At 38.8% G+C, this 24,226-nt stretch carries 24 protein-coding genes and 2 tRNA genes; 18 read left to right on the forward strand and 8 right to left on the reverse strand.

Translation table 11 applies throughout. The features are described 5' to 3' along the window. Together RCC89_07110 and RCC89_07115 are read right to left on the reverse strand one after the other, a co-directional pair. Positions 1-384: a hypothetical protein gene (locus tag RCC89_07110; GenBank protein WMJ72930.1), complete on the reverse strand. Its 384-nt coding sequence runs from the start codon at positions 382-384 to the stop codon at positions 1-3. Between the two features lie 30 nt (positions 385-414). Beyond that, positions 415-1,125, reverse strand: a complete 711-nt coding sequence (locus tag RCC89_07115) for a hypothetical protein (protein ID WMJ72931.1) — start codon at positions 1,123-1,125, stop codon at positions 415-417. A 384-nt stretch (positions 1,126-1,509) separates the two neighbouring features. Here RCC89_07115 and RCC89_07120 point away from each other — a divergent pair, with 384 nt between their 5' ends. Then, positions 1,510-2,301, forward strand: a complete 792-nt coding sequence (locus RCC89_07120; GenBank protein ID WMJ72932.1) for a PhzF family phenazine biosynthesis protein — start codon at positions 1,510-1,512, stop codon at positions 2,299-2,301. Between the two features lie 67 nt (positions 2,302-2,368). On the opposite strand, the gene RCC89_07125 is transcribed toward RCC89_07120, so the two are convergent. Further along, positions 2,369-2,575, reverse strand: a complete 207-nt coding sequence (locus RCC89_07125; GenBank protein WMJ72933.1) for a hypothetical protein — start codon at positions 2,573-2,575, stop codon at positions 2,369-2,371. Between the two features lie 183 nt (positions 2,576-2,758). Then, on the reverse strand, positions 2,759-3,373 hold the full coding sequence (locus tag RCC89_07130) for an NUDIX hydrolase (protein ID WMJ72934.1): 615 nt from the start codon (positions 3,371-3,373) through the stop codon (positions 2,759-2,761). 362 nt (positions 3,374-3,735) lie between these two features. On the opposite strand from RCC89_07130, the gene RCC89_07135 reads away from it, so the two are divergent. The 4 genes from RCC89_07135 (at position 3,736) to RCC89_07150 (ending at position 7,413) form a co-directional block, all read left to right on the forward strand. Next, on the forward strand, positions 3,736-4,617 hold the full coding sequence (locus RCC89_07135) for a J domain-containing protein (protein WMJ72935.1): 882 nt from the start codon (positions 3,736-3,738) through the stop codon (positions 4,615-4,617). 287 nt (positions 4,618-4,904) lie between these two features. After that, the gene (locus tag RCC89_07140) at positions 4,905-5,324 is read left to right on the forward strand and encodes a cyclic nucleotide-binding domain-containing protein (protein ID WMJ72936.1); all 420 of its coding nucleotides are present in this window, start codon (positions 4,905-4,907) and stop codon (positions 5,322-5,324) included. Between the two features lie 448 nt (positions 5,325-5,772). Continuing rightward, complete coding sequence (locus RCC89_07145; protein WMJ72937.1) at positions 5,773-6,117, forward strand: translation initiation factor; 345 nt, start codon at positions 5,773-5,775, stop codon at positions 6,115-6,117. Positions 6,118-6,219: 102 nt separating this feature from the next. Next, the gene (locus tag RCC89_07150; GenBank protein WMJ72938.1) at positions 6,220-7,413 is read left to right on the forward strand and encodes a universal stress protein; all 1,194 of its coding nucleotides are present in this window, start codon (positions 6,220-6,222) and stop codon (positions 7,411-7,413) included. A 94-nt stretch (positions 7,414-7,507) separates the two neighbouring features. Here the strand turns inward: RCC89_07150 and kdsB are convergent, their stop codons facing one another. Next, a complete protein-coding gene (kdsB, locus tag RCC89_07155) occupies positions 7,508-8,257 on the reverse strand; it encodes a 3-deoxy-manno-octulosonate cytidylyltransferase (GenBank protein WMJ72939.1) in 750 nt (249 codons plus the stop codon). A 46-nt stretch (positions 8,258-8,303) separates the two neighbouring features. Further along, positions 8,304-9,680 carry an NfeD family protein gene (locus RCC89_07160; GenBank protein ID WMJ72940.1) on the reverse strand — a complete coding sequence of 459 codons (1,377 nt, stop codon included), beginning with the start codon at positions 9,678-9,680 and terminating at the stop codon, positions 8,304-8,306. A gap of 224 nt (positions 9,681-9,904) precedes the next feature. On the opposite strand from RCC89_07160, the gene RCC89_07165 reads away from it, so the two are divergent. The 6 genes from RCC89_07165 (at position 9,905) to RCC89_07190 (ending at position 16,215) form a co-directional block, all read left to right on the forward strand. Continuing rightward, entirely contained in the window at positions 9,905-10,702 is a 798-nt protein-coding gene (locus tag RCC89_07165) for a DUF4905 domain-containing protein (GenBank protein WMJ72941.1), read from the forward strand. A 4-nt stretch (positions 10,703-10,706) separates the two neighbouring features. Then, positions 10,707-11,567 carry a LysM peptidoglycan-binding domain-containing protein gene (locus RCC89_07170; GenBank protein ID WMJ72942.1) on the forward strand — a complete coding sequence of 287 codons (861 nt, stop codon included), beginning with the start codon at positions 10,707-10,709 and terminating at the stop codon, positions 11,565-11,567. A gap of 137 nt (positions 11,568-11,704) precedes the next feature. Further along, complete coding sequence (locus RCC89_07175) at positions 11,705-13,207, forward strand: ATP-binding protein (protein WMJ72943.1); 1,503 nt, start codon at positions 11,705-11,707, stop codon at positions 13,205-13,207. A gap of 416 nt (positions 13,208-13,623) precedes the next feature. Then, positions 13,624-14,370 (forward strand): hypothetical protein, encoded by a 747-nt coding sequence (locus RCC89_07180; GenBank protein ID WMJ72944.1) that lies wholly within the window; start codon positions 13,624-13,626, stop codon positions 14,368-14,370. 156 nt (positions 14,371-14,526) lie between these two features. Further along, on the forward strand, positions 14,527-15,276 hold the full coding sequence (locus tag RCC89_07185) for an NYN domain-containing protein (GenBank protein ID WMJ72945.1): 750 nt from the start codon (positions 14,527-14,529) through the stop codon (positions 15,274-15,276). Between the two features lie 201 nt (positions 15,277-15,477). Continuing rightward, positions 15,478-16,215, forward strand: a complete 738-nt coding sequence (locus RCC89_07190) for an NTP transferase domain-containing protein (protein ID WMJ72946.1) — start codon at positions 15,478-15,480, stop codon at positions 16,213-16,215. A 79-nt stretch (positions 16,216-16,294) separates the two neighbouring features. On the opposite strand, the gene RCC89_07195 is transcribed toward RCC89_07190, so the two are convergent. Beyond that, positions 16,295-16,603, reverse strand: coding sequence for a hypothetical protein (locus tag RCC89_07195; protein ID WMJ72947.1), 309 nt, complete (start codon positions 16,601-16,603; stop codon positions 16,295-16,297). Positions 16,604-16,765: 162 nt separating this feature from the next. Here RCC89_07195 and RCC89_07200 point away from each other — a divergent pair, with 162 nt between their 5' ends. From RCC89_07200 to RCC89_07220, 5 genes are all read left to right on the forward strand, one after another. Continuing rightward, positions 16,766-17,539: a TIGR02757 family protein gene (locus RCC89_07200; GenBank protein ID WMJ72948.1), complete on the forward strand. Its 774-nt coding sequence runs from the start codon at positions 16,766-16,768 to the stop codon at positions 17,537-17,539. Positions 17,540-17,712: 173 nt separating this feature from the next. After that, on the forward strand, positions 17,713-19,092 hold the full coding sequence (locus RCC89_07205) for a hypothetical protein (protein ID WMJ72949.1): 1,380 nt from the start codon (positions 17,713-17,715) through the stop codon (positions 19,090-19,092). Between the two features lie 555 nt (positions 19,093-19,647). After that, the gene (locus RCC89_07210; protein WMJ72950.1) at positions 19,648-20,394 is read left to right on the forward strand and encodes a YebC/PmpR family DNA-binding transcriptional regulator; all 747 of its coding nucleotides are present in this window, start codon (positions 19,648-19,650) and stop codon (positions 20,392-20,394) included. 63 nt (positions 20,395-20,457) lie between these two features. Further along, positions 20,458-20,766, forward strand: a complete 309-nt coding sequence (locus RCC89_07215) for a PRC-barrel domain-containing protein (protein ID WMJ72951.1) — start codon at positions 20,458-20,460, stop codon at positions 20,764-20,766. 97 nt (positions 20,767-20,863) lie between these two features. Further along, positions 20,864-21,481: a DinB family protein gene (locus RCC89_07220; GenBank protein WMJ72952.1), complete on the forward strand. Its 618-nt coding sequence runs from the start codon at positions 20,864-20,866 to the stop codon at positions 21,479-21,481. A 54-nt stretch (positions 21,482-21,535) separates the two neighbouring features. Here RCC89_07220 and gap read toward each other — a convergent pair whose 3' ends face one another. Continuing rightward, positions 21,536-22,543 carry a type I glyceraldehyde-3-phosphate dehydrogenase gene (gene gap / locus RCC89_07225; protein WMJ72953.1) on the reverse strand — a complete coding sequence of 336 codons (1,008 nt, stop codon included), beginning with the start codon at positions 22,541-22,543 and terminating at the stop codon, positions 21,536-21,538. 238 nt (positions 22,544-22,781) lie between these two features. Here gap and RCC89_07230 point away from each other — a divergent pair. Then, positions 22,782-22,853 (forward strand) — tRNA-Glu (locus RCC89_07230). A 31-nt stretch (positions 22,854-22,884) separates the two neighbouring features. After that, positions 22,885-22,956: transfer RNA gene (locus RCC89_07235), tRNA-Glu, on the forward strand. Positions 22,957-24,226: the final 1,270 nt, after the last annotated feature.

A 24,226-nucleotide genomic window follows, 5' to 3' on the forward strand; every position in this document is an offset into this window, starting at 1 on the left:
TTAACTAAACGACATTGCATGTAATACTGGTAAAAATACCATAGTCATTAGTATTAACAGCCCTAGGTATACAAGCTGCCTAATGTTTGCGGCTAAATCCCTTGTTTTTCTGTCGTTATGGTTCCTTATGTCCTTGTGCCAAAAACTTTCAATATTTAGGTACTTGTTTCCCTGTAGATTTGGTAAAAAATACTGGTGTTTAGTGTGCAGTTCCGGATCAATTTTTTTTAGATAGTTGGAAGCTTTTGCATAGAGAATGTATTGGAAAATGGCACTTATAAAAAATATTGCAGCAGCCAGATATACGCTTACTGTTATTTCTATAAACCAAGTTATTATAATTGCTCCGATGATAAATGTTTTATAGGTTTTAAGGTTAAGCATGTGATTTTATGTGTAGCCGATTATTGAATGTCAGTCAAAGACATTGGCAACAGGTTTGGCTAGCCCTATTTTAAAGCCGATATGCCCGAAAGGCATTAGGGTTGTGCCTCTTTCCTTTTCGTATGGAACATATGATGCTTGTGTTTCAGTGGCTGTTCGGTAATATGTCTTATCTACATTCTCGTACCAAAAAGCTATCATGCGCACGCTAAAGCCATAATAAAGTTTTGCGTTTAGGAACCGTTTCCCATTCATTTTGCCATGTTTGTGGTGCCCATATAAAAATTTTATACCTGTTATATTTATTCTTTCGGTTCTTCTAGCCGAAAAACCAGCCCGGCTTAAACTATAGGTTATGTGCTTGTTATTTAGCCATAAGAACCTGTTAAAGATCTCTGCTTGAAAATAGTATCGCCTTCTTTTTTTTAGATACAAAGAAGGCGCCAAAGAGAGGTAAATGCCATTCAGGTTTCTGTTTGTCATAGTGAAGATTTCATAAGACGCAAAGGCTCCTGTTCCAGTAAATATACTATCTTGTCCTTTGATAGGAAACTTATACCCTAAGGAATATGAAATGGACCAACGTGGTGCGATAAACTGCTCCTTAGTGAATATTAGCTCCCCTACAAAAAGCTGAGTGGGTAAAACATAATAGCCGTCACCTAATATTAAAGAAGGTTTTTGCTGCGCCCAAAGGTTGGAGAAAAAACCACTCAAAATAAAAACAAACAATATTCTCATAGTTTATAAGGTATAAGACTGGTTTGGGCGTCTGATTGGATGCTTCTCCTGTATTCTTTTTTTACTCAAGTTGTTTCGTTATAAAAGTATTTTATCTGGATTATGCATTAGATTTTGCCAAGCAATAGAAAGTTCTAATGAATATTTCAGGTTTGATAAGACTCTATAAGGATTAATACTTCTATTTTTTCTTCAATATACTATCAGGTTTCGATAGATTCAAGATGTAAAACATTTTGTTTGTAAAGTTTTTTAGTAAGGGAGCGTTGGGCTGTGTTTGTGGTATTTGAGTCTTTCTGTGTTTAAAAAAAATGCACTTACGGATTATGTCATTCCTTTTTTTGTAGTAACTTACACAAATGATTTTTTTTAAAGCCATTCAATATGAAACTGACCTATTATCATGTAGATGCCTTTTCTTCTGAGCCGTTTAAAGGTAATCCGGCAGCAGTATGTGTTACCGACAAACCTTTAGATGATGTTGTGATGCAAAAAATTGCAGCGGAGTTTAACCTTCCGGCTTCTACTTTTCTGTATCGTGACCTAAATGGTTGGCATATTAGGTGGTATGCACCCGGAGCTGAAATTAAGTTATGTGGTCATGGATCTATTGCTGCTGCTAAAGTTCTGTATGAAGAAGGGATTGTCCCCATAGATAATGAACTGGTTTTTGTTTCTAGAGACCAAGTAGAAGTTTTAGCCCAGCGCAAGGGCGAAAAGCTGTCTATTAAGTTGCCGGTGATTCCTGCTTATGAAAAAATAGATTTGCCTGATGATATAAAAGAAGCTTTTGATGCTAAAATTATTTGTGCTACAAAACATCAGAATGGTTATTTGCTGCAACTGGGTTCTGAGCAAGAGGTGAGGGGGCTTGTGCCAAACTTTCATGTTCTTGCCCAATATAAAGCAGTATTTATTGTTACCGCTAAAGGTGTAAAAGATTATGATTTTGTTTCCAGGGTTTTTGTGCCTTTTGCAGGTATTAACGAAGACCCTGTAACTGGTTCCGCTCATGCGTGCCTAGCTTCTTTTTGGTCAAATGAAACGGGGAGAGATGTTTTTAAAGCTTTTCAGGCGTCTGCAAGGGGAGGAGTAATAGGACTACAAGTGGAAGGAGACCATGTAACGCTTTCTTCAGAGGCATACATCATGGGAAAGGGTTATATAGCAATTTGATAAAGTAGAGCAAACCAAAAGAGGCTGTCTTTGGACAGCCTCTTTAAATAAATGAGGTTATCTGGGGTTAGTTGTTTTCAGGGTTTAGGCCACAGTTAGCATTGCTGTCGGTGTGAACAAGGGACTTGATAGATTTCATGATCTTATCGGCTTCAATAATCTCAAGCATATATTTATTGATATCCCCTTTCTGCATCATTTGGTTAGCTCTTTTCATTGTTAGCTGATAAGCTTTGTAAAAACTTCTTAATTTTACTTTTTTGATCAGTTCCATAGGCTAGTTTTCTAAAGGGTTCTTTAAGAAACATTCATATAAATAACTGACTTTTCTTCTTATTAATTGTGTATTGGTCAGTTATCATGCTGATTTTAATCAATTTTTAATTTTGTTTAATAAATTTGTCCTGCTCGGAAAACCACTGCGCTGTTTTCTGTAGTAAGTTATAAGAAAAATTTTTTAGTCAAAGAAAGGAGGAAGGTTGGGATTTTGATAGTGATGGAACAGCAGTTTTAGCTGGCTTTCTGAAGTCCTGCCTGTGCTTAGGTCTGGTAAATTTTCTATAGAGAAAAAATCAATTTGTAGGGTTTCGGGGCCTAATGTCGGTGTTCCTCCGGTTATCTCGCAGAAAAAGAAGATCTTATAAAAATGGAAAAGACGAGGAGGGTAATTGTGTTTGCGCCTGTCCAGTACGCCCGCAAGTCTTATTATATCTACATCAAAACCACTTTCTTCTTTTACCTCTTTTATGGCATTTTGGGAAGGGGTAAGGTTCACGTCCGCATAACCACCAGGCAATGTCCACTTTTTATCATCCCACGACTGTACTAAAAGGATTTTGCCGTTTTTGAAAACACCGCTTCTTACATCAGTTTTTGGGGTTAGGTAACCAGCGTCTTTGTCCAGGATGTCCGTTAGGAGGACAGGGTCTACGTTTGATATTTCTTGAATTATTCTTTCCGAGAGTGTTTGTAGTTGACTATATCTTTCTTGGTCAAAAGGGTCAGTGGCAAAATGAAGTCCGGCTTGTGAGATACTCTGCATTTCTCTGATCCATTCCATCCATTTTTCCATAATTAATTTGGTTTTAGTGGTATAATTTTTGTAGTTTTTTGTTACAATATAAATATAGGAAAACTGGTTATGAAAAAAATAGATAAATACAGGTATAAGTATAGGTTGCAAGACCTCTGGCTTATTACTTTACCTATGCTTTTGGCGTCTGTTTTTTATATTTTACTGAATATGTTGTTTATGAAATTTTCCGAGAGGTACCACTTTCCGGCATTTTATCAGTTTAAGGACTTTATCAACAACTTGTGGTAAAAGCGTAAGTTAGGGCATCCTGAAAAGCGTCCTAAGTTATAGCCTGATATCTTTCCTAGGCCTCAAACATTATTAAAATGTGTGGCTTTTTTATATAAAAGGAGGAGGTTATGGCTAAAGACTATTATAAGACATTGGGGGTGGATAGAAATGCCTCTGCCGATGAGATAAAGAAAGCATTCCGGAAAACTGCTGTCAAGTACCATCCTGACAAGAACCCTGATAATCGCCAGGCGGAAGAAAAGTTTAAGGATGCCAATGAAGCTTATAAGGTTCTGAGCGATCCTGAGAAGAGGAAACAGTATGACCAATATGGAGAATATTGGAACCTTCATGGTGAACAGCAAAAACAGTGGCAGCAGGCCGGCGGTCAGCAAGACTTCTCAGATATGTTTGGAAACGGCGGGTATGCTGACTTCTTCGAATCATTTTTTAATAAATCAGCAGGTGGGGGAAGTGGCAGAAGAAGTTCTTTCCGTGGACAAGACCTGCATGCAGAAATTGACATTTCCTTAGAAGAGGCCTTTCATGGGGCCATACGGTATTTTACACACCACGGGCAGTCTTTGAGTATTAAATTAAAACCAGGTATTAAGGACGGTCAAACCCTCAAAATTAAAGGGAAAGGCGCTAAGGGGGTGCAAGGAGGGGCGTCTGGTGATTTATATATCCGTATAAATGTGCTTCCTCACGATAGGTATGAAAGAAAAGGGGACGATCTTCACTGTTCATTACATGTTGACCTGTATACCGCTGTACTTGGTGGCAAAGTTACATTTTCCGCTATTTCTGGTAACTTGGCTGTAAATTTACCTCCTGAAACACAAAACGATAAAAAGTTACGCTTGCAGGGCAAAGGGATGCCTGTTTACAACACTGCTGACGCTTTTGGTGATTTATTCATCACTATTAAAGTGGATTTACCTACTAATTTGAGCGAAGAAGAACGTGCCCTGTTTCGAAAACTCCGTAGTTTAAGAAAAAGTGGTTGACATTTTTCTGTTTGCCGTTTTATGAGTGGAGAGGATTATTCCCTTTCTCACATTTTATGTAGCTGATGTTGAGTTTTTTGCTAAAAATGTTGGTTTTATTACCTGCTCCTGTTCTATTTTATTAACATTTTTTTGTTGAAAACATACTTGCAAATATAATCTGTTATTGTGAACAAAATCATTTAAACTGATGTTTTGAAGACGTACCAGGGTTAGGTCTTTGTTTTGATTCGGATGAATATTACATTAGTCTCTTCTGGTGTTAATCTTTAAACTCTAGTTTTATTATGATTAATATTTCTTCTGATTCCCGTAATGCAAAATCAGGTTTTCTTGCAGATATCGCAAGGTTGTGTAGGATTATAGAAAATAACAGCAAGGCAAGTGTTACCTATCGGAAAGGTCAGGAGGTTTTTCATGAAGGTACCCGGCCGATGGGGGTATACTTCATTAAACGAGGCAAAGTGAAAACTACTTCTGCCGGTCCTTTTGGGGAGGAAAAAATTGTGGGCATTCTTAATGCTTTTTCGTTTGTAGGGTATCAGGAGTTGATGGAAGGTGAGACGTACCAATGTACGGCTACGGTTATTGAGCAAGCTGAAATTTATTATATCAGCCGTGAAAAGTTTTTGGAGCTTGTTGAAAATGAGTCCGAGCTGTTAAATCGTATCATGAATGTCCTGCGGTATGAACCTGTGGCTGTGTGATCAGGTATGCAATTAAACGCAGAAATGCATTTTAAGTAAAGGTTGTTTGTATGTAGGTTATGCAATAGGATTTGTCTTAAAGCAGCAAAGAACAAAAACAAAGGCGTATTTGTAATTCTTTTACAAGATACAAGCGCAATTAGTACAAGACGTGAAGTTCTTGGTTCAATTAAGTCAAGGCCTAGTGCATACCCTTTGAAAATTAGTGATTTAACCTAAAATGTACAATAGACATAATTTAGGTTTATTGGAAAGCCTCTGTTTGCGCAGGGGCTTTTTTATTTTCAGCTATGATGGACGGCTTTTTTTACAGTGAATGAATAGTTGCAGGCGGGGCTTTTTCTGAAATTTTTTTAATCTAATTAGGATAAAGGGCAGAATTTATTAATTACGATTGCGTATCAAATAATATACTGTTTTCTTTGATATGTTATTAAAAATTGAAACTATGGCTAAGAAAAATAAAGGACGATCGGGGGTAGTGTATTCTACTGATGAGAATTTTGAATATAACTATCAGCAAGAAGAGGAAGCTGAGACCTTGCCACCTCAGCAGCAAAACCTCAAGGTTATGCTTGATAAAAAATCAAGAGGGGGGAAGCAGGTGACATTGATTACGGGTTTTGTGGGCAAGGATGATGACTTACAAGCTCTAGGAAAACTGTTAAAGAGCAAATGCGGTGTAGGTGGTAGCGCCAAAGATGGTGAAATTATCATTCAAGGTGATCACAGGGACAAAGTATTGCAGATTTTGGAAAAAGAGGGCTATAAAGCAAAGAAGGCTGGAGGTTAAGTTCTTCATTTCCTGCTTTATGCTGTTGGGGATTTAACAATATAAAATATTGACAGGTTATTTTATAAGGATAGATGGGTATATCTGTTAAAATATGTCAATATGAAAAGAGTTTTAGTGCCTACCGACTTTTCGGAGTTTTCCGATTATGCAATAGCGGTAGCAAAGTATATAGCAAAAAAGAAAAATGCAATTATAAAGCTTCTTCATGTTATCGAAGAACCATATACTCCCAAATTTTCTGCTACGGGAGATATGGTTTTTGAAGATGATATGCATAAAATATTCATCCTAAAACTTATGGAGAAAACTACCAAAAGGCTCCATAAGCAAGCAGAAAAAGTAAGTGCAGATGGCATAAAATGTGAGACCGATGTTGTTATAGATCGCGCTTATACCGGAATCAATAATGAAGTGGAGGACAGTGAAGCCGGTCTGGTGGTTATGGGCAGCAAAGGGACAGGAAGTGATATCGACGACTTCTTTATCGGATCAACGGCGGAGAAGGTAATTAGAAAATCTAAAGTTCCTGTATTGACCGTTAAAAGCAAGCCCGAAGACTTCCGGCTTAAGAATATCGTTTTTGCATCTGACTTTGAAGAAGATATTACGCACTTGTTGCAGCGGGTGGTGAAGTTTGCAGAAATTTTCAATGCTAAACTTCATTTGCTTCGTGTCAATACTCCGGGTAAGTTCTTGTCATCTTCTATGTCAAGAAGTAAGATCGATGAGATTATTAGAAATTATGGGCTTGATAACAATTACTCTGTTAATGTGTATGCCGATAGTAGTGAGGAGGAGGGGATCCGAAACTTTGCTTCTGAAATAGATGCCGACCTTGTAGTCCTTGGCACGCATGGCCGTACAGGTTTTTCTCAGTTCTTTAAAAGCAGTATTGCCGAAGATGTTGCAGGTCATTCGGCATTGCCAGTTTTGACCTACAATATCCCTTATGAGGAAACCGAACGGAAAGCAGAAACGGAGGAAGGCACTGCTAAGAAGCCTGTGTCGGAAAAGGGTAAACAAGCAGAAGGTAAACCTAAAAAAAGCAAACCTTCAGTTGCCAAACCTGCTCGGTCTGCTGGCAAAAAATCGGTAAAAGGTGCCGTTCCTAAGAAAGTTTCTGAAAAGGGAAAGACTTTGCCTTCGGACGACAAAAAAACAACACCGGCAAAACCAGCAGCAAAAACTTCAAAAAAGGTCGCAGAGCCGGTTGAAAGGAAGACCAAACACCGAGATGCGCTTAAGAGGGAAACAGGGACTTCTTCTAAAAAGAAAAAATCTGATAAGGAATAGATTTATAGTAGCGACCAAACATGTCTGGTCGCTACTATGAATGCCTAAAAACACTCAAAAACTCTTTGGTAAGGAGTTGAATATGGTGCTCAGGTTATAAGCCTGATAGCGATTTTACTTTTAACAAGTCGTCTGGAGTGTCAATGCCGATGGTTTCATAAGGCGTTTCTTTTACCTGGATTTTATACCCATGTTCCAACCACCTAAGCTGTTCTAGGCTTTCTACCATTTCTAGTTTAGAGGGCTTTAGCTTGGTAATTGCTTTCAATATATCTTTCCTATAAGCATAAATGCCTATATGTTTATAGAAAGCATGTTTTTGAAGCCAATCGTCTACGGGTACGCCTCTTAGAAAAGGTATAGTTTGCCTGCTGAAATAAATGGCTTCCATTTGCTCATTAAAAACCACCTTGGGTGTATTGGGGTTGAAGAGGGTTTGTTCGTTGTCGATTTTTTTTACCAGCGTGGCAATTTCAGTATCTTGGTTCAAGCTTTCTGCCAATAAGTCAATTTGAGCTGGTTGTATAAAAGGCTCATCCCCTTGAATATTTATAACAAAATCATATTCGTTTTGCTGTAGTTCCAAGGCTTCCCTGCACCTGTCTGTTCCGCTTACGTGGTTTGTGTCGGTCATTACTACTTTACCACCAAAGTCTTTGACATGATTGTAAATTTCCTCATGGTCTGTGGCAACCACTATATCCTTGACCAGCTTTGCTTGGACAGCTTGCTCATAAACCCTTCTTATCATGGTTACTCCATTAATAGGAATGAGGGCTTTGGCCGGAAACCTTGTCGAAGCGTATCGTGCCGGAATGACACCTAATATTTTTAATGAAGACATATATTTAAATCCAGGTGAAACGGTTTTCAATTCTGCATGTTTGGCTTTACCCTTTTATTTTTACTTTTAAGTAATTGCCCATTTGTTCTTCTACTTCTATTTCTTGTCCTTTCTCAATAAACTCTCCACGAGAATAGGCATCATGGACGAGCCCGTCTATGATTACCTTTCCGCTCGGCCTTAACACCGTATGCGCTATGCCGGTTTTCCCAACCAGTGTAGCTTTGTTGAGGTTGGTGGTGTAACCTTCCACAGAATTCATTGTTTCCTGAAGGGCAATTCTCTTAAAGTATGGACTGTCGATAAATTTAGCTCCGCCAAAAAATATAATGATAAACCCACCTGCGAGCCCTACAATGACTACTACAATGGCCTGGGCAATGGCATCAGGGTCTACAAATGTGAAATCTAGGTTGTCATTGTCTAACATGGCAAACACCAAACTTGCTAGTATCAGGACAATACCTGTGACGCCTGGTATGCCAAACCCTGGAATTACAAATAGTTCCAGCATGATCAGGATTACCCCAATAATAAATAAGATCAACTCCAGGTTATTGGCCAAGCCATGCAGGTAAGATGGTACAAAATAAAGAAGCATAGCCGTTACCGAGGCCAATATAGGAAAGCCTACGCCTGGCGTCTGGAGTTCAAAATACAAGCCTCCGATAATTACCAGAATTAAAATCCCCCTTAAAAAAGGGTTTAGGAATACCGAAATGATATTTTCTATAGTCCCAAGCGAAAAATCTATTCGTTCATAATCCTCAACACCTGCCAACTTCAGCACCTCAGCAATGCTGGAAGCTTTTCCTTCACAAAAACCATTTTCTATAGCTTCTTGGGTAGAAAAAGTGATGACCTTAGAAGGTTGGTTGAGGCTGTCGCCAATGCCTACCATACCTTCAGCAATTTTAGGATCCCGGCCTTTCGCTTCTGCTGTAGAGCGCATCATGCTCCTCATGTAAGACTGAAACTTGTCCGGTGCGGGGGTGCCATCGCCAGTTACTACTGTTGCAGCTCCTATATTAGATCCGGGAGCCATGTAAATACTATCGCATGCTATGGAGATCAATGCCCCTGCCGATGCTGCATTCTTATTGATAAAAACATAGGTAGGTTTGGTCTCATCGAGGAACAGCGTACGGATTTTATCGGCATCATTAACGGCCCCTCCATAAGTATCCATGTCGACAAGGATTATATCAGCGTTTACCTCTTTGGCTTCCTCTAATGCCAGTTCTACGTACCGAGTCATGCGTGGGTCAATCTCCTTCCGAATTTCCATAACAAAAACTTTTTGAGTGTCCTGGGCTTGGGCGATACGCGGATTGAACACAGTTGCTAGCAAGCCTACCATCATTGCCGCCAGATAATATGCATGGTGAAATGTGGATTTGAAGTTGTTTTCGAAGGAAGTCATTGCCCTTAGTTTAATTATTTTTGGGAAAAATACTTATAATGTGGTTTTTTTACAAAAGCATAGCCCTATATCTTGTCAATATTATTTAGTTTGCAAAATGAGGTAAGGGCTACTAAAGCTTTTTCTCCTAACGTTGTCTTTCCCTATTTATGCGTTAGGGGCAATATGCATGAGACAATTATTGCATCGAGTGCAAAACCATAGAGTCGTTTTAAATTCTTTTAATGCTAAACCTTAAATCGATATTTAAGAAAGAAAATCCTGTCCAAATTAGTTTAGGAGGACAGTTATGGAAAGTGATTGAGAATGAGGGATTCCTTTATTGCGAAATTCGGTATGCCAAAGAGCGACGTGTTAGCTTCTGCTGCGTGGAGATAGCAAAAGGTAAGGTTGTTTGGGAAAACCCTCAATTGCCCGATGATGACTGGTGGATGGGGATGGATATGGTAGTCAGGGATCGGTTGTTGCTTTATACTTATGAAGATCCTGACAGGCCTGAGCCTAAAGGGGTTTTTGCGTTAAATGTTTTATCAGGTAAGTTGGTTTGGGGAAAAAAAGATTATTTTTGCACTGCATACTCAAATGGCATATTGTATGTACAAAATAGTGAAGGGGAGACGTTAGTAGTTGACCCGGAAACTGGGGCTGAACAATTATCGGGTGGTAAGGAACGACAAGTTGAGGAGCTAATTCAAGATCACCTTAAATTTCCAGATAGGTACAATGAAGGTGAAACACATTACGATACAGTGGTCTCATATATAAAAGACTTGCTGGAGGCTGAGCCGGTATTGGCAGTGGATTATATTGAACATAATTCCAATATCATAGTTTCATCTCATGCGAAATCGGAAAATCGTCTGTATCTTTACCTTTTGATAATGGATATGGAAGGAAAGGTCAAACATAAGCAGTTGTTGGAAACATCTTTGAAGGGTTTGTCTGCCGATACCTTTTTTATTTATAGTAATGCTTTGATTTATATATCGGAAAGAACTAAATTGAACTTGTATTATTTCTAAGATTATGTTGCGTATAATTAACCTGGTTGCTGTTTTTCTGTTTTTCGTTCAATTGCCAACTTTTGCATTTTTCGACTCTACTGGAATAGAGAAGCGTGGCGGACGGGTATATATTATACATAAAGTTGAACCTAAGGAAACTTTATTTGCTCTTTCTAGAAGGTACAATGTATCTGTAGATGAAATTAAAAAAGAAAATCCTGAGGTGGCTTCTGGGCTACAGATAGGTCAATTGGTCAGCATACCTGCGGGAACGTATAAAGAAACCCCACCACCGTCAAAGGCTAAATCCAAAACACATGAAGTAAAGCCTAAAGAAACTTTATATGCCATTTCAAGAAAATATGGGGTTTCTGTAGATGATATTAAAAAGGCAAATCCAGGTGTGGAGGTAACCGATCTGAAAATCGGACAGGTTATTAACGTGCCTGCAAAAACAGCCAGTGCTGCTAATAAGAAAGAAGACAAGCCAGAACCGACTAAAACAGCAGCAGCTAGTGAGCCTGAAAAGGACGAACCTAGCGTTGCTATAAAACCAGCGGTAAAAGAACCTGAAAAACCAATAGAGTACCATGTGCCTGGCTGGAAACCTGGTGAGAAAATTTCTGAAACAGGTGTTGCTGAGTTGATCGAAGACAATTCTGATACAAACAAGTATCTTGCACTGCATAAATATGCTCCTGTTGGAACTATTGTGCAGGTAACCAATGAATCTAATGGCACAACTATTTTTGTAAGGGTTATCGGTGCATTGCCTGACACAGGAGCCAATGATAAAACAGTGCTGAAAATTTCCAAAAAAGCATTTCAAAAACTAGCCCCAACAGATAAGCGCGCACGGGTGAAAATTTCTTTTATCCCTTAGTTTCTAGCAATTGTATTTGAAGATAGAGTAACAGTTTTAGGTTCTTGATAAACTCTTGAAATATAAGTTTAAAAACAGATGTTTCTTTTAATTTTACCATTTATTATTCCCATTGGGAGTTGAATTGAAAATAAACAATGGCAAAAAAGAAAGAAGATAAAGCCTTCAACGCAAGAAAATATATGGAGATGGCTATTCAGGTAATGAATAAGTCCATTCAAGAGCCGAGACAGGATAAAGTTAGTCCAAAGGTAGGTGCAGTTTTAATTAAGCCCAATGGCATAGAAGAAACAGCGTTTAGAGGAGAACTTCGTCACGGTGACCACGCAGAATTTACGTTACTTGAGAGAAAGAATCGCAGCAATCATTTAGATGGCTCTTTACTATTTGCCACATTGGAACCTTGTGCTCTTGGAGCGAGGAAACATCCTAAGTTAGGTTGTGCTGAACGAATTGTAAATGCTCGTATTAAAAAAGTTTGGATTGGCATAGAAGGTCCAGACCCAACTGTTGACCGCAAAGGGATCAAGTACCTTTTGGATAATGGGGTGGAAGTAGAAATGTTTGATGCCGATCTTCAAAAGCAAATTCGAGATGCCAATAAACAATTTATTGAAGAAGCAGAGGAAAGAGCTAAGGTGGCAAATGATGAAAAGTTGCCCATTGTATTGTCTGAAAAGGAAAGAACCGAGCCAAAAGCCGAACTGGAAGATTTGTCAAGAACTCATTTAGATGCTTTTATCAAACAAGCAAAGCTGAATGTAGAATGGGATACGCCTAAGTTTTTTAGGGTACTCGCACAATTGGGTATTTTAGAATCGAAAGATGAGACTTTTGCTCCTACAGGCTTGGGCTTGCTTTTGTTTGGGGAACGTCCGCAACTGATTTACCAAAATGCTTTGATAAGAGCTACTTACAAAACCAAAGGTAGAGGAGAAGACATTGACAACATTGAAGGGCCACTTATTTCGCAAGCTGATAAAATTCAACAATGGTATGAAAACCATATTGGTAAACAGATTGACCGTTCATCTGCCGTACGAAAAGTTACTTATGATTACCCATTAGTAGTTTTCCGAGAAGCTATCATTAATGCAATCGTGCATAGAGATTATGATATTGATGGTGCTCCTATTTATTTTGAAATTAATGATGATGCGATAATTATTAAAAGCCCAGGTGAACCTGCTAAACTAATTACATTGGAACAAATCAAGCGGTTCAATGCTCCTTCGTTAAGTCGAAACCCTAAAATAATGTATGTGTTTGACCAGTTGGACTTAGTGGAGCAAAGGGGCTTAGGCTTCCAAACCATTAAAGACTTACCCACAAAGCATAATTTACCTTTGCCTTTAGTAACTTATGAAGCTCCGTATATGGTGATGACATTTCCAAGGAGCATTGAAGCTACTAAAAAAGTCACTGATAATCCAAACGTAATAAAACTTAAAGATGCTCAATTAAAAGGTTACGAATGGCTTAAAAGTGTTCGAGAAACAAGCACAAGGGAATATTCAGTTCATTTTGGCATTGGGTATAAAACTGCTCAGAGACATCTTGCCGCTATGAAAGAACTTGGTTTAATACGTGATAATGGAGAAGATGTTAATTCTCCTAATTACAAATATGTTGTGAAATGAATAAGTTTACAGCTTGGACAAGAAGTTGAATATATTGTCCGAGCTACAGGGTGAAAAGATCCCATTTACAATGAACTTGGACAAAAAGTTGGACATAGAGTCCAAGTTAACACATGTGCTTCGGTTTGTAAGTTAAAACGGTTCTCTTTATCTTGCTTTGTGCTTGTGGGGTTGAGTGCTGATTTAAAACGCTCCGTACCACATATGCCAAGTGTTCTGTATGGCTCTATAAGGCCTGCCGTGAGGCTTAAAGAACATTTTGGTCAAAATTTTTTGGTTTAATTTAGTTAGAATTAAGCTCCGGTATCAGATTTTTTGTGTGTCTGATGTCGGAGCTTTGTTTACCTTGGATTATGCATAGATTTTGCCACGCAAAAGGAGGTTCTAATGCATATTAAGGTTTAAAGTACAGGTATATGAAAAAGCTTTTCGTGCCTCTGCGTGAAAAAATTGATAAGAAGTTAATTACATTTACAGATACTCCTTTAATCATTTATTGTGCAGTCATTCTCGGTTTGAGCGCTACATTTATAATCAGACGCTATAATGAGGACCTGGCATTAAATCTTTTTTCCGAATTGCTCGGTGGAGCCTTTACTTTGTTTATTATCAATGTTCTTCTTGTAAAGAACAAAAACAAACGGTGGCTAGTGGTTCAAGACCATGTTGATTACCTGATTGCTCGACATGTGAACCGGTTAAGGGATGGCTTGGCCACAAGGGTGTTTTCTTTTCGCCCACATGTAAAAACAGAACTTTCTGAAGATGTTATTTTAGCTGAAATACGGAACCAGCGAGACGCGCTGTTTTATCAGCTTGTTAACACTGAAGATATTTCGTCAAGAATCAGTAAGGATCTATTTAGCGAAGATAATTATGACTACTTCAATGAAAAGGCTGATGATATTTGGAACTTATTGAACATGAAGTATTCAGAATATTTGAATCCACAGTTGGTATCCTTGCTTATAGAGTTGCATACCCAGCTCAAGGATATATGTGCACACATCCGGTTGTATAAAAAAGCAGATTTGTTTGTAGATGAAAAAGCATACTACCAAGCCTCTGGAATGAAGGGTGCTGCTGCCCACTTAAAAGAAGTTATAGTTATTGTTAATAGACTTAAACAAGAAGGTTATTCAGAGCCTGCCCGGAAAATTTAGGTATAATAAGAAGTTTGGAGAAAGCCTGAAATTGAGTAGTTTTTGTCTATGCTGTGACGTGCCTGGATATTGTAATTAAAACTTTCTTAGCGGAATTGGGTATTTGATATGCATTGTCGAAGAAAACATTTGGGCTGGAAGTAGACAGTAATATATATGGAAACAGATTTGAAACTCGCAGTCTTGATAGACGGGGATAATATACCTTCTGCGTATGTGAAGGAAATGATGGAGGAAATAGCCAAATATGGCAACCCTACAATTAAAAGAATATATGGCGACTGGACAAAGCCTAGCCTTATAAAATGGAAAAATGTATTGCTGGAAAATGCCATTATACCTATGCAGCAGTATGGATATACGGCAGGCAAAAATTCCACAGACTCTGCCATGATCATTGATGCCATGGATATTTTATATTCAGGTAAGGTAAATGGATTTTGTCTGGTTTCGAGCGACAGCGACTTTACCCGATTGGCTACCCGGTTACGTGAGGCAGGTATGCGGGTGTTCGGGATAGGAGAAAGAAAAACACCAGAGCCCTTTATTGTTGCTTGTGACCGGTTTATCTATATAGAGGTGTTGAAAAGTCAGTCTAAGGATCTTGACCCTCAGGTGCCTGGAGGTAAGCCTCCCAAAAAGAATGAGGCCGAAAAGATTACTCCTAAGGTTGTTAGGTTAATTTCTTCTACTATATCTGATTTGGCAGATGATGATGGTTGGGCTTTTTTAGGAGATGTGGGGAATCTGCTTCAGAAAAAACAACCTAATTTTGACTCCCGGAATTACGGTTTTGAAAAGCTGACACCTCTAATCAGATCTATAGATAAATTTGAGATTGAACAACGTGAAAATTACAAAGGCAAGTTTAAATTAATTTATGTGAGAAATAAGGAAAAAAGCTAGGTTAGTTAACTTTATTCTGGCTTGCATGTATGGTTAACAAATGTTTCTCCTGCTCAGAGTAGGTAGCTATTTTTTTATTGATAAACGCCTATCCGGGGGCATTCTTTATCTCTATAGGTGACATAAGAGTTTTCGCATGTTTTTTGAGTTCAGTTGCCGAATTTGTCAGGTTTTTTCTAATTTTGATAAAATCCTTAAAATATGCTGTCTTACTTTAAAAAACACCTTTTGTCGCCCGACTCTGATTTAGACAAAAGCTTGTCTGTCGTTGTTTTATGTGCAGGGAAATCTTCACGTTTCAAGCAACATTACCCTAAGCACTTGGCTACAATTCAAGGTATTCCCTCTATCGTAAGGGTTATTAAGCAGTTAAAGAGAAACAATGTTCATGATATTTCAATGACAGTATCTGAGGATAATCAAAAGTACTTTAAAAACATTAAGGTCAATAAGATTTTAGGTTCTGATAAAAGAGAAATTGACCGCTTTAGGAATGCTTTTGATTTTATCAATAATAAAGAAAAGGTGTTGTTCTTGTATGGCGATGTTGTGTATCATGATTCTGACATTCAAACTATTTTAAATTCTGCCAAAGAAACTGGCAATAAATTTTTTGGCAGATATGGCAAGAACACTTTAACGCATAAACCATACGGAGAGCTTTTCGGCATTTTGATCAATGACAAGGAAAAGTTTTTCAATACTGTAAATAAGGTTGTGGACCTTTATGATAAAAAATTAATTAAAAGGGAGATAGGTTGGGAAGTTTATCGGGTATCGGAGGGGTTAGACCCGCTTGTGCATAAAATTAAAGATAACTTTATAGAACTTTCTCAATTGACAGATGACTATGATACATTTGAGCAGTATAAGATTATCTGTAAATTACATCATTCTGCTACTTTTCAAGAAAAATCCCATGAACCAATAGCGGGCTAAATATAACTGCTGCAAATGTTGATATGTGCCGTTTTTAAACCTGGATTATGCAATAGAAAGTTTTAATACATATTTCAGGTTAAAGTTTATCATAAATCTTGTTGAAAATCAGGACAACGGTGTTAATGCCGGACGAAATAAAAACAGTGAAAATTAGCCTTTCTACAGTTAATATTTCAAATTCTGGAAGTCCTGTAATATGGGCCAAAAAGTAAATAAGTGCGCCCCACCAAGGTGTCATGCAGATAGGGCATTCGTAAACTGGTTTTTTTATATAAGAGGGCAGTGTCCTAAGTTTTAGGATAATGGGGTGGAATATCATGCCTCTCCAAGTGGTGGCCTTGATGAAATAGACAATAAACGCAATAGCAAAAGCTTGTTCAAGCATATTTTTGTTTCTTAGGCCTTTTTTTGTTTTTACCTTTATAATAGTACCTGTTAATGGGACATCATGTTATAAGTTTGATTTTAGATTAAGTCATTGTGCCGGTGTAAATTGAAGTGTTTTTCTTTTGCTCTGGCCATTAGACTTGTTCGTACTGCGTTATAAATGAATAAACTAGAACTTAAAGATTTTCTGGAAGAGAAGTATGAAGCATACAACCGCCCTGGTTTCATAGAAAATGATCCCGTGTGCATTCCTCACTTATTTCAAAAAAAAGAAGATATAGAAATAATGGGGCTTTGGGCTGCCGTGCTTGCTTGGGGGCAAAGGATTACAATCATTAAAAAATGTAAAGATCTGATAACATTGATGGATGGCGCGCCTTTTGATTTTATCATGAACCATGAAAGTCAAGACTTGGTGCCATTTTTAAAGTTCAAACACCGCACTTTTAATGATGTGGATACATTATATTTCATTCATTTCTTTAGACATTTTTACCAAAACCACGCCACCCTTGAAGATGCTTTTGTTGGTGGGATGTCTAAGGGGGACACGGACATGAAAGGTGGGTTGACAGGATTCCATCACCTGTTTTTTGGTTTAGAAGAAGCGCCAGCACGTACTCGGAAACATGTTTCTACGCCTGCCCGAAACTCTGCTTGTAAACGGCTGAACATGTTTCTTCGGTGGATGGTCCGTAAGGATAATCGTGGTGTGGACTTTGGTTTATGGACTAGGATTGCCCCAAACCAGCTTGTTTGTCCTTGCGATGTGCATGTCGATCGTGTGGCAAGAAAATTAGGCCTTATTCAGCGGAAACAAACTGATTGGAAAACGGCCGTAGAGTTGACAGAAAACCTTAAAGCCTTAGACCCTGATGATCCTGTAAAGTATGATTTTGCTTTGTTCGGGCTAGGAGTTGAGAATGAGTTGTGATCAATATTTCGCTGTTTTAGGTTAAGGAAAAGGGAAAACCGCTTTTTAAGCTTTTTATGTGCTGACGTACGGTGTTTTTTTAAGGTATTTTTAAGGTGCTTTTAAGGGACGTTTAAGTAGATACGTTGTATTTTTGTACATAGGAAAAATGTAATTTTAATAGTATAAGTTTAATGAGAACGAGCATTAAATTACCTTCTTTATTAAAGAAGTTTTCACCCATCCTTTGTTTTTTATTAATAGGTTTTGTTGTAAATGCACAGGATGCCCCAAAGGCTCCCGAAGAAACTGATCGAAGTGGGGAAGGAGAAGTTGAAGTCCGAAAAGGTGAATCTCGCAGGAGACCTGTGATTGATACCCTTACCTATGAAACCCAGCCAGGATTGCCAATGGCGGCCTCTAAAATATACTTCTCAGATAAAAAGTTTACGGTATCTGGTTTTGGAGAGCTTGCTTATACCAATTATTTGGGGCCGAAAGATGTGCAAAGTGGGGATATCGAGCTTTATATGACCAATCTTTACCGCTTTGTCAGTTATATGGCTTACAAGCCCAAAGATTGGCTCGTGCTTTACGGAGAGATCTTTGCCGAATATTTTCAAGATTGGGGTCATGAAGCTGATCATGAGATTTTTATAGAAGCTTTTGCTGATTTTTTGATAGATCGTAGATTTAACCTTCGTGTGGGTACCCATCAGGTTCAGTTAGGGTACGTTAACAACAATGACGAGCCTATTCAGATCTTTTCTGTTAACAGGCCTGACGTGGAAAGGATTATTATCCCTTCGCAGTGGATTGATTTGGGTATCATGACTTATGGGGCCATAAACAATGACCTTAGCTATACCTTTTCTGTTTATCAGGGACTAGATGCCAATAATTTGAGGGGAGGTACCTGGATAAGAGGAGGGCGTGCAAATGCACTGAGGTTTAATTTTAATAGCTATATCTTAAATTCCCAGTTGAATTACACAGGTATAAAAAATACCACTTTAAGTGCCAGTGGTATATATACCAGAGTGGGTGACGGTGAGGAAGTAGCTATGAACGGAGGCTTGGCGCCTGTTACAGCCAATACGGCATTGGTTTCTGGTTATTCTAGAACCGAGCTGAAAAGATGGACGATTATGATGTTGGGTACTTATGGACGCATGGGACAAACTGACAGGATCGAGGCATTGACTGGCGAAGTACTTGGTAATTCAGTGTATGGCGGTTACCTTGAAGTAGGTTACGACCTGATGCCTTTCTTTAAAAGGCGCAACGGGGAAAGAACGCGTACAATGCTGTACAGGTCTGATGAAGTAAGAATGCCTGTGTTTGCACGTTATGAGCGGTTAAACACCCACCGTGCTATTCACCCTGATCTTCTTAGACCAGAACATGAGGTCTTCGCTTCTGACTTGCATACATTAACAGTTGGCCTTAACTTTAACCCTAGAAGAAATATTGTAGTGAAAGGAAATTACCAGTTCAGGTACAACCGGATTCCTTTATCCACTGGAGAGCGTGAAGGAAATAGAGTGGAAATAGGAGCAGGGTTTATATTCTAATAGCGTAAAGAAGCTAGGACTGACAAAAGTAATAGGTTCTTGCTGTGCAAAAGCTCCCTCCAAATTACTTGAATAATTTGGAGGGGGCTTTTGTTTTTTCGCTGGATTAGCAAACACTTTTTAATTTTTTAAGGCTATTCATATGGCTTTTCCCCAAATCCGATTTTCTTTTTTTTCAGATGCGTCTAGTTAGTTGATAAGTTATAATTTTCATTTGTAAAGTTTCTAGATCCTGATGTTAGCATAGCATCAAAGGTGCGCATTAATTAACAACGGGCGATAGCCCTTTGGTAGTGAATAACAAACCGCCCCCAAAGCCCCAACCGGGGCGCAATAAATATTTTGCCTGTAAGTACTTTGCCCTATTATTTCTCTCGCCCTCATTTGATCTCTTTGAAGCCATGGACTAAAGCTTTCCTTGTATCATGGATAGTTTGGCTTTAGGGCTGGGTTGAGAAATTAGGCACTAAACCTTATACCCCGGAACTTTATTAAGTTGTCCCATTTTCTTATTTTTGAACCTAGTTTCTTTTTTTATAAAAAAATCAGAAGAAAATGGCTGGACACAGTAAATGGGCTAATATAAAACATCGCAAGGCTGCGATGGACAATAAAAGGGGAAAGCTTTTTACCAAGCTTATCAAAGAAATAAGTATAGCTGCCAAAGAAGGTGGCGACGACCCTACCTCCAACTCAAGGCTTCGCTTGGCGATACAAAATGCCAAGGGTGCCAATGTGCCGAAAGACAATATAGAGCGCGCTGTTAAAAAAGGGGCGGGAACGGATAGTGCGGACTATACAGAAGTAACCTATGAAGGCTATGCGCCCAACGGGGTTGCGGTTTTTGTGGAATGCATGACAGATAACATTCAGCGGACTGTTCAAAATGTCAGGTCTTATTTCAATAAGGTAGGCGGAAGTCTAAGCACTAATGGTTCTTTGGAATTTATCTTTGACCGGAAAGGTATTTTTACCATCCCTGTTCCTGAAGGTTTTGATGAAGATGAGTTTACCCTCGAGATTATAGATGCCGGTGCAGAAGAGGTAGAAGTGGAAGATGATTACATAACAGTGGTTTCTGCCATGGAAGACTTTGGTAGTGTCCAAAAAGCATTGGACAATATGGGTATCAATGTGGAAAACGCAGAATTGAAACGAATTCCTAATACTACCGTAAGTATAGAAGAAGAGGACGCTTTTAAAAAAGTTATGAAGGTGATAGATAGCCTAGAAGACGACGATGATGTGCAAAAGGTATGGCATAACTTAGAGATTTCAGAGGCTCAAATGGATTTTTTGTGATCTTTGAACAACAAATCTAGAGATTCCCCTGTTGTTTAAATAGGATTAAATGAGGAGATAGGTATGATAAAAGAGGAGAATATCCTGACCGTAAGATCGGTAATAGGTGATAAAGTTTATAATCCAGAAGGGGAGGAGCTAGGATGTGTAAGAGATATGCTTATAGATCCTGAAACTGGTAAAATTGCATACGGAGTTCTAACCTTTCGTGGGTGTTCTGACGGTGGAGATGTGAAAAAGTTTGCAGTGCCTTATGAAGCTTTTGTGCTAAACGAAGAGAAGGACTGCTTTACACTGAACGTTGATAAAGAAATGCTTGAAAAAGCAAAAAGTCAGGATACTTATCAGGGAAATAAATATTACGTGTATTAATACCTGATACAAAAGTTTTATTATATCTCTGTTAAATGAACGTTTAGCAGAGATATTTTTTTTTATATTTGATAAATTAACCATATAATACCCCTTCATGAAAAAGGCTGATAAAGTCTATAGAGCATTTGTTGAAACTGCCAAATATTTGATTAAAGAGCTTGATTATTACGGAGTAAAGCAATTTAAACAAAAAGAGTCGGAGCAAGGCTGGTCTATCGGTCAAGTGTATGACCATTTGATATTTGGTACACAAAATTATCACATCCGTGAGATACAAAACTGTCTAAATAAAACCAAGGGTAGTGAAAAAGGCGGCAAAACATTTAAAGGAAGGGTGTTTTTTATGTTGGGAAGTTTTCCGCCTGCGAAATTTAAGGGTAAGGATGCAGAAGGGTACCAGCCTGGTCAACCGTCCAATACGGTCAATGTCAAAGACAACTTATACAGGTTTGTAAAGGTAATGAACCAAGTAGCCCGTGAAATAGACGCAGCCGGTGAGGAGGGATTGAAATATAAGACCATGAACCCTTCGCTGGGCATGTTGAATGCGTTAGAGTGGTACAAGCTTATAGAAATGCACTTTAGGCATCACCTAAAGCAGAAGCAAAGGTTAGATAAAATAGTAAGGAGTTATATGCGGGAAAGTTTGGAAAGTCAGCGGGCGGCGGCGCTCCCTGGCGGAAAGGACGACTTTGATCCGGACTTGTTATAAAGGCATAAAAAAAACCTCTTCTAGTGAGAGGTTTTTTTTATATAGAGTTGTTAATTACTTAACAGTATCCATGAACTGAAGTAGGTCAACTAGTTTGTTAGAGTAACCCCACTCATTGTCATACCAAGAAACAACTTTTACGAAGTTGTCAGTAAGAGCGATACCTGCAGAAGCATCAAAGATAGATGTTCTTGCATCACCAAGGAAATCGTTAGAAACTACAGCGTCTTCAGTATACCCTAGAATTCCTTTCATAGAACCTTCAGAAGCTTCTTTCATTGCTTTCTTGATTTCTTCGTAAGAAGCACCTTTTTCAAGACGGCAAGTAAGGTCAACTACAGAAACGTCTGGAGTTGGAACTCTGAATGCCATACCAGTTAATTTGCCTTTAAGCTCAGGGATTACAAGACCCACAGCTTTAGCAGCACCAGTAGAAGAAGGGATAATGTTTTGGTAAGCGCCACGGCCACCTCTCCAGTCTTTCATAGAAGGACCGTCTACAGTTTTCTGAGTAGCTGTAACAGCATGTACAGTAGTCATAAGACCTTCTGCGATGCCAAATTTGTCATTAAGAACTTTAGCAACAGGAGCCAAGCAGTTTGTAGTACAAGAAGCATTAGAAACGATGCTCATGTCTTTGGTGTAGCTGTCATTGTTTACACCCATTACAAAAGTAGGTGTGCTGTCTTTAGCAGGAGCAGAAAGGATTACTCTTTTTGCGCCAGCTTGAATGTGCTTTTGAGCAGTTTCTTGAGTAAGGAACAGACCAGTAGATTCTACCACATACTCTGCGCCAACTTCATTCCACTTAAGGTTTGCAGGATCTCTTTCTGCTGTAACGCGGATAGCGTTTCCGTTTACTACTAATTTACCGTCTTTTACTTCAACAGTACCATTGAATCTTCCATGAGTGGAATCATATCTTAACATATAAGACATGTATTCAACATCAATAAGGTCATTGATTCCTACAATTTCAATCTCCGGTCTTTCTACTGCAGCACGGAAAACCAATCTTCCGATTCTGCCAAAGCCGTTTATACCAACTTTGATTTTACCCATAGTTTTAAAAATTTATATACTGTAAAATTTAAGTGGCAAACTTAACACAACTAAAAAGTAAAGTCAACGTAATTTGGCTTTTTTAATGTTTTGATAACATATCTATAAATTTTTTTGAAAATAGTTTTGCAGTTTACGAAAAGCCTCATATCTTTGCACCACAATTTCAGAGAAGGGACAGAGCGGATGCGAAAATGTTTAAACATTATCTTTTTTTGTTCGTTCTTTTAACTGATATGGCCCGTTCGTCTAGGGGTTAGGACGCCAGATTTTCATTCTGGTAACAGGGGTTCGATTCCCCTACGGGCTACTTACTGACACTTACCATATTTACTAAATATGGCCCGTTCGTCTAGGGGTTAGGACGCCAGATTTTCATTCTGGTAACAGGGGTTCGATTCCCCTACGGGCTACTTTTACAAAGCTTCCACTCCGGAAGCTTTTTTTATTTGTGGGGAAAAATACCATAAAAAGTTTACCTCATTTTTATGGCTTGTTGGTGAAAACACCAACAAGGGGGGAGAACCCAAAAACCAACAACCAAAGCCAGCGATAACCTCCAAACTGGTAAGAGCCAAAAAGCAGACAAAAAGAATAACTCCATAATCAGCAGTTCGGTAGCTACTAAGGGCGGGCAGGGACTCTATGGCTGGTGTGGGCATATTGCGGCATGTGGGGCGCCTTAATTTTAAAAATGCCGCCATAAAGAACTGCCTCTGACAATAAATCGTCAGTTAAGGCATTTTTTTGGCAGGGAGGGATTGTGCGTTTAGTGGGTGGCAATATGCCTTTCAGCCATAGTGTCTTTTTTTGGTTACCTTTTTTGGACAAGCAAAAAAGGTAAGAAAAGGTGGAGAATGAGCTTTAGGTGACATTAGCTCATTAAGGTTATTAAAGATATATTGATGATGCGGTTACCTATTAAGTCGACGGTGCTCTCACCGTCAGGTCTAGTATCACTCCGCCACAAACAGCCTATACAGCTTACCGCCAACAGATTGCCGCGGCATTTTTTCATAAGAAACTTAAGGATGATTCGATGATATGATGATGCAATGATATATAACCTGTCATTCCGACGCAGGAGGAATCTGTTAGACGCTAGCACCTACCATTGTAAAGACACTCACACTGTTGTTTTAATACTAACAGCCAAAACTTACGATAACCTCCAAACTGGTAAGAGCCAAAAAGCAGACAAAAAGAATAACTCCATAATCAGCAGTCCGGTAGCTACTAAGGGCGGGGAGGGACTCTATGGCTGGTGTGGGCATATTGCGGCTTGTGGGGTTCCGGATTTTTAAAAATGCCGCCATAAAGAACTGCCTTTGACAATAAATCGTCAGTTAAGGCATTTTTTTGGCAGGGAGGGACTGTGCGTTTAGTGGGTGGCAATATGCCTTTCAGCCATAGTGTCTTTTTTTGGTTACCTTTTTTGGACAAGCAAAAAAGGTAAGAAAAGGTGGAGAATGAGCTTTAGGTGACATTAGCTCATTAAGGTTATTAAAGATATATATTGATGATGCGGTTACCTATTAAGTCGACGGTGCTCTCACTGTCAGGTCTAGTATCACTCCGCCACAAACAACCTATACAGCTTACCGCCAACAGATTGCCGCGGCTTTTTTTTATAAGAAGCTATGTCAGGATGACACCACGGTTGGGGGGTACCCTACTTTTGTG

It is taken from the genome of Cytophagaceae bacterium ABcell3 (genome assembly GCA_030913385.1).
Lineage (GTDB): Bacteria > Bacteroidota > Bacteroidia > Cytophagales > Cytophagaceae > ABcell3.

What these genes read in the sequence shown, in the direction of transcription:
- RCC89_07110 (WMJ72930.1), bottom strand. Translation starts at nt 384, where the DNA reads ATGCTTAACCTTAAAACCTATAAAACATTTATCATCGGAGCAATTATA.
- RCC89_07115 (WMJ72931.1), bottom strand. Translation starts at nt 1,125, where the DNA reads ATGAGAATATTGTTTGTTTTTATTTTGAGTGGTTTTTTCTCCAACCTT.
- RCC89_07120 (WMJ72932.1), top strand. Translation starts at nt 1,510, where the DNA reads ATGAAACTGACCTATTATCATGTAGATGCCTTTTCTTCTGAGCCGTTT.
- RCC89_07125 (WMJ72933.1), bottom strand. Translation starts at nt 2,575, where the DNA reads ATGGAACTGATCAAAAAAGTAAAATTAAGAAGTTTTTACAAAGCTTAT.
- RCC89_07130 (WMJ72934.1), bottom strand. Translation starts at nt 3,373, where the DNA reads ATGGAAAAATGGATGGAATGGATCAGAGAAATGCAGAGTATCTCACAA.
- RCC89_07135 (WMJ72935.1), top strand. Translation starts at nt 3,736, where the DNA reads ATGGCTAAAGACTATTATAAGACATTGGGGGTGGATAGAAATGCCTCT.
- RCC89_07140 (WMJ72936.1), top strand. Translation starts at nt 4,905, where the DNA reads ATGATTAATATTTCTTCTGATTCCCGTAATGCAAAATCAGGTTTTCTT.
- RCC89_07145 (WMJ72937.1), top strand. Translation starts at nt 5,773, where the DNA reads ATGGCTAAGAAAAATAAAGGACGATCGGGGGTAGTGTATTCTACTGAT.
- RCC89_07150 (WMJ72938.1), top strand. Translation starts at nt 6,220, where the DNA reads ATGAAAAGAGTTTTAGTGCCTACCGACTTTTCGGAGTTTTCCGATTAT.
- kdsB (WMJ72939.1), bottom strand. Translation starts at nt 8,257, where the DNA reads ATGTCTTCATTAAAAATATTAGGTGTCATTCCGGCACGATACGCTTCG.
- RCC89_07160 (WMJ72940.1), bottom strand. Translation starts at nt 9,680, where the DNA reads ATGACTTCCTTCGAAAACAACTTCAAATCCACATTTCACCATGCATAT.
- RCC89_07165 (WMJ72941.1), top strand. Translation starts at nt 9,905, where the DNA reads ATGCTAAACCTTAAATCGATATTTAAGAAAGAAAATCCTGTCCAAATT.
- RCC89_07170 (WMJ72942.1), top strand. Translation starts at nt 10,707, where the DNA reads ATGTTGCGTATAATTAACCTGGTTGCTGTTTTTCTGTTTTTCGTTCAA.
- RCC89_07175 (WMJ72943.1), top strand. Translation starts at nt 11,705, where the DNA reads ATGGCAAAAAAGAAAGAAGATAAAGCCTTCAACGCAAGAAAATATATG.
- RCC89_07180 (WMJ72944.1), top strand. Translation starts at nt 13,624, where the DNA reads ATGAAAAAGCTTTTCGTGCCTCTGCGTGAAAAAATTGATAAGAAGTTA.
- RCC89_07185 (WMJ72945.1), top strand. Translation starts at nt 14,527, where the DNA reads ATGGAAACAGATTTGAAACTCGCAGTCTTGATAGACGGGGATAATATA.
- RCC89_07190 (WMJ72946.1), top strand. Translation starts at nt 15,478, where the DNA reads ATGCTGTCTTACTTTAAAAAACACCTTTTGTCGCCCGACTCTGATTTA.
- RCC89_07195 (WMJ72947.1), bottom strand. Translation starts at nt 16,603, where the DNA reads ATGCTTGAACAAGCTTTTGCTATTGCGTTTATTGTCTATTTCATCAAG.
- RCC89_07200 (WMJ72948.1), top strand. Translation starts at nt 16,766, where the DNA reads ATGAATAAACTAGAACTTAAAGATTTTCTGGAAGAGAAGTATGAAGCA.
- RCC89_07205 (WMJ72949.1), top strand. Translation starts at nt 17,713, where the DNA reads ATGAGAACGAGCATTAAATTACCTTCTTTATTAAAGAAGTTTTCACCC.
- RCC89_07210 (WMJ72950.1), top strand. Translation starts at nt 19,648, where the DNA reads ATGGCTGGACACAGTAAATGGGCTAATATAAAACATCGCAAGGCTGCG.
- RCC89_07215 (WMJ72951.1), top strand. Translation starts at nt 20,458, where the DNA reads ATGATAAAAGAGGAGAATATCCTGACCGTAAGATCGGTAATAGGTGAT.
- RCC89_07220 (WMJ72952.1), top strand. Translation starts at nt 20,864, where the DNA reads ATGAAAAAGGCTGATAAAGTCTATAGAGCATTTGTTGAAACTGCCAAA.
- gap (WMJ72953.1), bottom strand. Translation starts at nt 22,543, where the DNA reads ATGGGTAAAATCAAAGTTGGTATAAACGGCTTTGGCAGAATCGGAAGA.